Here is a 5,295-nt window from a genome sequence, read left to right as displayed (position 1 = left end):
GGTGAATCGTCGTTCTCACCATTCGAGAACGACGATTCACCCGCTTTCGCGTTTCTGATCGGACGGGAATCAGCCCTTGACGGCGCCCGCCATGATGCCGGAGATGAGCTGCTTGCCGGCGAGGACGAACAGGATCAGCAGGGGAAGCGTCGCGAGCACGGCGCCGGCGAGGACGACGGAATAGTCCACGTACTTGGCGGACTGGAGCTGGCTGAGCGCGACCTGGAGTGTCGGGTTCTGCGGGGACACGATCATCGGCCAGAGGAAGTCCGTCCAGGCCATCATGAAGGTGAACAGCGAGAGGATCGCCATCGCCGGTCGTGCCGCGGGCACCGCGACGTTCCAGAAGGTCGTGATCATGTTCGCGCCGTCGACACGGGCTGCCTCGATGAGCTCGTCGGGGATGACGTCGACGAGGTACTGCCGCATGAAGAACACGCCGAACGCGGTGACGAGGGTCGGGATGATGATGGCACCGACGGAACCGGTCCAGCCGAACTGACGCATCAGGATGAACAACGGGATGATCCCGAGCTGGGTGGGAATCGCCATGGTCCCGACGACGAAGACCATCAGCCCGTTGCTGCCTCGGAAGCGCAGCTTCGCAAAGGCGTAGCCGGCGAGCGTGGAGAACGAGACCACGGAGACCGTGATGATCGTCGACACCACGACGCTGTTGAGCAGCGCCTGCCAGAACGGGATCGTGTCGAAGACGGCGGCGACGTTGATCCAGAACTGTCCGCCCGGGAGGAGCGGCGGCCATTCCTGGCTCAATACGGATGATGAGCTCGAGCCGACGACGACCGACCACCAGAGCGGGTACGCACCACCGAGGAACAGGGCGAGCAGGATGCCGTACGTGAGGAAACCGGGTCGTCTGTCGATCCCCAGGCCCTTGTGGCCCTTCATCCGCCCGGCGGGGTTCTTCTCGGCGCGGGGCTTGACGGGCCGGGCCGGCCGAACCGGCTCGGTGGGAGTTGGGGTGAGTGTGCCGGTCATGATCTGGACTCCTTCGCGCCGGTGGGGAGCGTGCTGGATGGAGGGGAATCAACGGGCTCGCCCGCTCCGGATGCCGCCAGTGCAGCCTCCCGGTCGGCCGCGGCCTTGCGCCGCAGCACCCGTTTCGCAGACTTGACGTCCGTGCGGGAATCCGTGGTGGCGATGCGCTGAGAAATCAGGAAGTTCAGGACGCCGAACGCCACGATGATGAGGAACAGGATGAAGGCGACGGCCGAGGCCTTGCCGAAGTTCTGCCGCTGGAACGCCATCTCCCAGAGATAGAGCACGGTGGTCTGGAATTGCCGGTGGGCGCCGCCCGGCGTCGGGGTCGTCGCATCGTACAGGCGAGGCTCCGTGAAGATCTGCAGGCCACCGATGGTGGCGGTGATGATCACGAAGATCATGGTGGGGCGGATGCTCGGCAGCGTGATCGAGAAGAACCGGCGGAAGAATCCGGCCCCGTCGAGGGCTGCCGATTCGTGGATGTCGCGCGGCACCGATTGCATGGCGGCGAGGAGGATGAGGGCGTTGTACCCGGTCCAGCGCCAGTTCACCATGCTGGCGATCGCGATGTGACTGGGGAAGACATCCGTCTTCCACATCACCGGATCGACGCCGACGAAGCTCAGGAGGTGGTTGATCATGCCGTTCTGCTCGCTGAACATGTTCGAGAAGATCAGCGCGACGGCGACCGGAGTCACCACGTACGGGATCAGGACGCTCATGCGCCAGAAGGTCTTGGCCCGCAGGTTCTGGTCGAGAACCGCGGCGATGAAGGTCGCGGCGATGAGCTGCGGGATGCTCGAGAGCAGGAAGATGCTCATCGTGTTGAACAGCGAGTTCCAGAACAGCGGGTCGTTCAGTTCGGCGGCGTAGTTGTCGAATCCGACCCACTCCCCCGGGCCGCTCAGCAGGTTCCAGTGGTTGAGCGACACCACGAAGGTGTACACCAGCGGGAACAGGCCGACGACGCCGAAGAGCACGAAGAACGGCGAGATGTACAGGTAGGGCGAGAGCTTCACGTCCAGGCGGCTGAGCCGGTGCTTGTAGGTGAGGGCGCTCTTGCGACCGGTACGGTCGGGCCGCGGCGGGCTGCTGGCTTCTGGTTCACGTGTGAGTGTCATGGTGGCTTTCTGCCTTCGAGCGGGAGTGCCCCGGCGCCTGCGGGCGCAGGTACCGGGGCACTCCCACCGAGCGGATGCTTGCTGCTACTTGTTGACGATGAGCTGGTTGAACAGCGTCATGGCGTCGGACCAGGCCTTGTCGCCTGACACGCCCTGATCGAGGGAGATCGTGGACGGTCCGAAGACCTTCTCCTGGATCGTGGAGTCATCCGGTCCCTTGTACTGGGCCTTCACGCCATCGGCGCGCTTGCTCAGGATGGATGCGATCGGTGCGTCGTTGAAGAAGGCCGAGATGCCGGTCCCCGCAGCGAGTGCAGGATCGGTCTGGGCGGCCGTGACGCTCGGGAACGCGCCTGCCGCCTGGAATTCGGCGACTTCCTGCTTGGCGTCGGTCAGCCAGGTGGCCAGTTCAGCGGCTTCCTTCGGGTGCTTCGACTGCGTCGGAACGGTCAGGAACGACCCGCCCCAGTTGGCGGCTCCTCCGGGGAAGACGTCGGCGAAGTCCCAGCCGGCCGTCGCGCCGACGGCGTCGCCGCCGGCGGTCTTGACCTGGCCCTGGACCACTCCGAGCATCCAGCCCGGGCACATGAAGGTTGCGAAGGTGCCGTCGGTGAACGACGTGCCCTTGTTCCAGTCCCACTGGGTCTGCTTGGCGGAGAGGCCGGCCGCGTTTGCGGCGGCGAGCTTCGTCCATGCGGACTTCAGGTCTGCGTTGTTCTCGACGTTGAGCTTGCCGTCCTTGGTGTAATAGCCCTCGGGGAGCTGGTTGACCATCGAGTTCCAGATGAAGCCGGACTGGTCGAACCACGCCTTGCCGGTTGCCTTCTGGTACTGCTCGCCCACCGCGAAGTACTTGTCCCAGGTGGAGCCGCTGCCCCCGAGCAGGGTGGCGACTGCGGCGCGGTCGGTCGGGAGACCGGCTGCTGCGAAGGCCTTGCTGTTGTAGCAGATGCCCTCCGGGCCGATGTCCGTGCCGTATCCGATGATGCGACCGTCCTTGTCGGTGGCCTGGTCGACCTTCCACGAAACCCAGCGGTCCTTGACCGAGTCTGCACCGTAAGCCTTGAGGTCGGTGAACTGGCTCGAGACGTTCTGAATCGCGCCCAGCCAGCCTTCCTCGACGGCGAGAACGTCGGAGAGGCCGCTGCCTGCCGCGATCTTGGTGAAGGCATCCGTCTGGGCATTGCCACCGGTGTCGATGTTGTTGGCCTTGATGGTGATACCGGGGTGCGAGGCCTCGTACTGGGCGTAGAGAGCATCCATGCCCATGGTGCCGAACGTCGTGACGGTCAGCTCGACCGGTGCGGCACTGGCTGAGGTGCCGGTTCCTGCCGATGAACAGCCCGTCGCAATGAGGGCGAAGGATGCGGCGCAGGCTACTGCTGCCCCGACCTTGGTGCGTCGTGAGAACTTCACTGTCACTCCTTTGTGTGCGTGTTTGTGCGTGTGTGTAATGCGAGAAATGTGTGTTGCAAGCGACCGGCGCCTGGCGGGTGGCTCTCAGGGAGAGGCGCCCGCCCAACGGGGTTGTGAGAGCGCTCTCATTTTGGTATGAGAGCGCTCTCACTGATCAACGCAACACTAGGTCACCCACCGATCCCTTGTCAAGGCGACACGAAACCCATTCGGCCGCGACCCTGCGGAGTGCCCCGCGCCCGCCTCGGGACGGCGCTCCGGCTCCGGTGTGCCAGCGCGCTGCGCGCATCCAAATAGACTGACCCCATGACATCGGGAGTCCGCAACGCGCGTCCGCCGCAGCCGACGCTCGAAATGGTGGCGGCCGAGGCCGGCGTGTCCCGCGCCACCGTGAGCCGCGTCGTCAACGGGTCGCCCAAGGTGCGGCCCGAGGTCGTCGTGTCGGTCACGGCCGCGATCGAACGGCTCAATTACGTGCCCAACCGCGCTGCCCGCTCGCTTGCCAGCCGGCAGACCCAGTCGGTCGCCCTCGTCGTGCCGGAAGACATGACGAAGTTCTTCGGCGATCCCTACTTCGCCGCCGTCGTGCAGGGCATCACCCAGCGCCTCGACGAGAGCGACTACACGCTCAACCTTCTGGTCGCCTCGACTGACCCGCGTCACAAGACCATGCGTTACCTGCGCGCGGGAAACGTCGACGGGGCACTCGTCATCTCGCACCACACCGGGGACAACTTCGTCGCCGACCTCGAATCCACGATGCCGGTCGTCTTCGGTGGGCGCCCGACCAACGACTCCGGCGCGAACAACTACTTCGTCGACGTCGACAACATCGCGGGCTCCATGAGCGGCGTCCAGCACCTTGTCGACATCGGCAGGCGCCGGATCGGCACGATCACCGGGCCCGTCGACATGCCGGCAGGCATCGACCGCCTCACCGGGTTCCGCCGGGTGCTCGAGAACGCGGGCCTCGCGACGGATGCCGTCGAGCACGCCGACTTCACGGCCTCCGGTGCCGCGGCGGCCACCCGCCGCCTGCTCGAGCGCTGCCCGGACATCGACGCCCTCTTCGTGGCGAGTGACCTGATGGCGACCGGCGCGCTCGGCGTCCTCGCCGAGCTGGGCAGGGCCGTGCCGAGGGACATCGCGGTTGTCGCATACGACGACAGCCCGGCAGCCACCTCGGGGCCGATCGGGATGACCACCGTGAGCCAGCCCTCGAAGGAGATGGGCTTCGCAATGGCGGACCTGCTCCTGCGCCTGCTCGCGGACGACGAGACCGTGCCGCACCGCAACATCATGCCGACCAGCCTGGTGCTGCGCGAGTCCGCCTGACCCGCTCCGCAGCATCCGCCCCGCACCGCCCCCTGCTCGCGAGAGTGCACTTGTGGCCCTTAACCCGCGGTTTAGGGGCCGAAAGTGTACTCTCGCGGAACCCCGCGCCCGGCCACAGCCGCGCTCGAACGCTCAGGGAAGCCGGGGTGCGACCTCGCGGGCGATGAAGTCGAGGTGGTCCAGGTCGGCGAGGTCCATGATCTGAAGGTAGACGGTGTCGACGCCGGCTTCTGCGAGGGCGCCGAGACGGTCGACGATCTCCGCGGCGGTACCGGCGAGGCCGTGCTCGCGCAGCTCGGCGGGCTCCCGGCCGACCGCGGCGGCCCGGCGTGCGAACTCGGACTCATCGCGCCCGGCGACCGCGATGAGCGCCACGGAATAGTGCAACTCCCCCGGGTCCCGCCCGATCGTCGCACACGCC

The 5,295-nt window shown here is 66.3% G+C and carries 4 protein-coding genes and 1 pseudogene; 1 reads left to right on the top strand and 4 read right to left on the bottom strand.

The features are described from left to right. Window positions 1-69: 69 nt before the first annotated feature. From QN345_RS15175 to QN345_RS15165, 3 genes are all read right to left on the bottom strand, one after another. Window positions 70-999 (bottom strand): carbohydrate ABC transporter permease, encoded by a 930-nt coding sequence (locus tag QN345_RS15175; protein ID WP_174774658.1) that lies wholly within the window; start codon window positions 997-999, stop codon window positions 70-72. Further along, window positions 996-2,123, bottom strand: coding sequence for a sugar ABC transporter permease (locus QN345_RS15170; RefSeq protein ID WP_323505291.1), 1,128 nt, complete (start codon window positions 2,121-2,123; stop codon window positions 996-998). Before QN345_RS15170 ends, QN345_RS15175 begins: the two co-directional genes overlap by 4 nt. 84 nt (window positions 2,124-2,207) lie before the next feature. Next, on the bottom strand, window positions 2,208-3,539 hold the full coding sequence (locus tag QN345_RS15165) for an ABC transporter substrate-binding protein (protein ID WP_134560671.1): 1,332 nt from the start codon (window positions 3,537-3,539) through the stop codon (window positions 2,208-2,210). Between the two features lie 306 nt (window positions 3,540-3,845). Between QN345_RS15165 and QN345_RS15160 the strand changes: the two genes are divergently transcribed. After that, the gene (locus QN345_RS15160) at window positions 3,846-4,874 is read left to right on the top strand and encodes a LacI family DNA-binding transcriptional regulator (protein ID WP_134449162.1); all 1,029 of its coding nucleotides are present in this window, start codon (window positions 3,846-3,848) and stop codon (window positions 4,872-4,874) included. Window positions 4,875-5,006: 132 nt separating this feature from the next. On the opposite strand, the pseudogene QN345_RS15155 reads toward QN345_RS15160, so the two are convergent. Further along, window positions 5,007-5,295 (bottom strand): annotated as a pseudogene (locus QN345_RS15155) (LLM class F420-dependent oxidoreductase); the annotation flags it as partial.

This window comes from Cryobacterium sp. 10I1, from assembly GCF_035019805.1.
Taxonomy (GTDB): domain Bacteria; phylum Actinomycetota; class Actinomycetes; order Actinomycetales; family Microbacteriaceae; genus Cryobacterium; species Cryobacterium glucosi.
The sequence above is the reverse complement of the archived record's forward strand: the minus strand, read 5'-3'. Positions and strand labels throughout refer to the sequence as shown.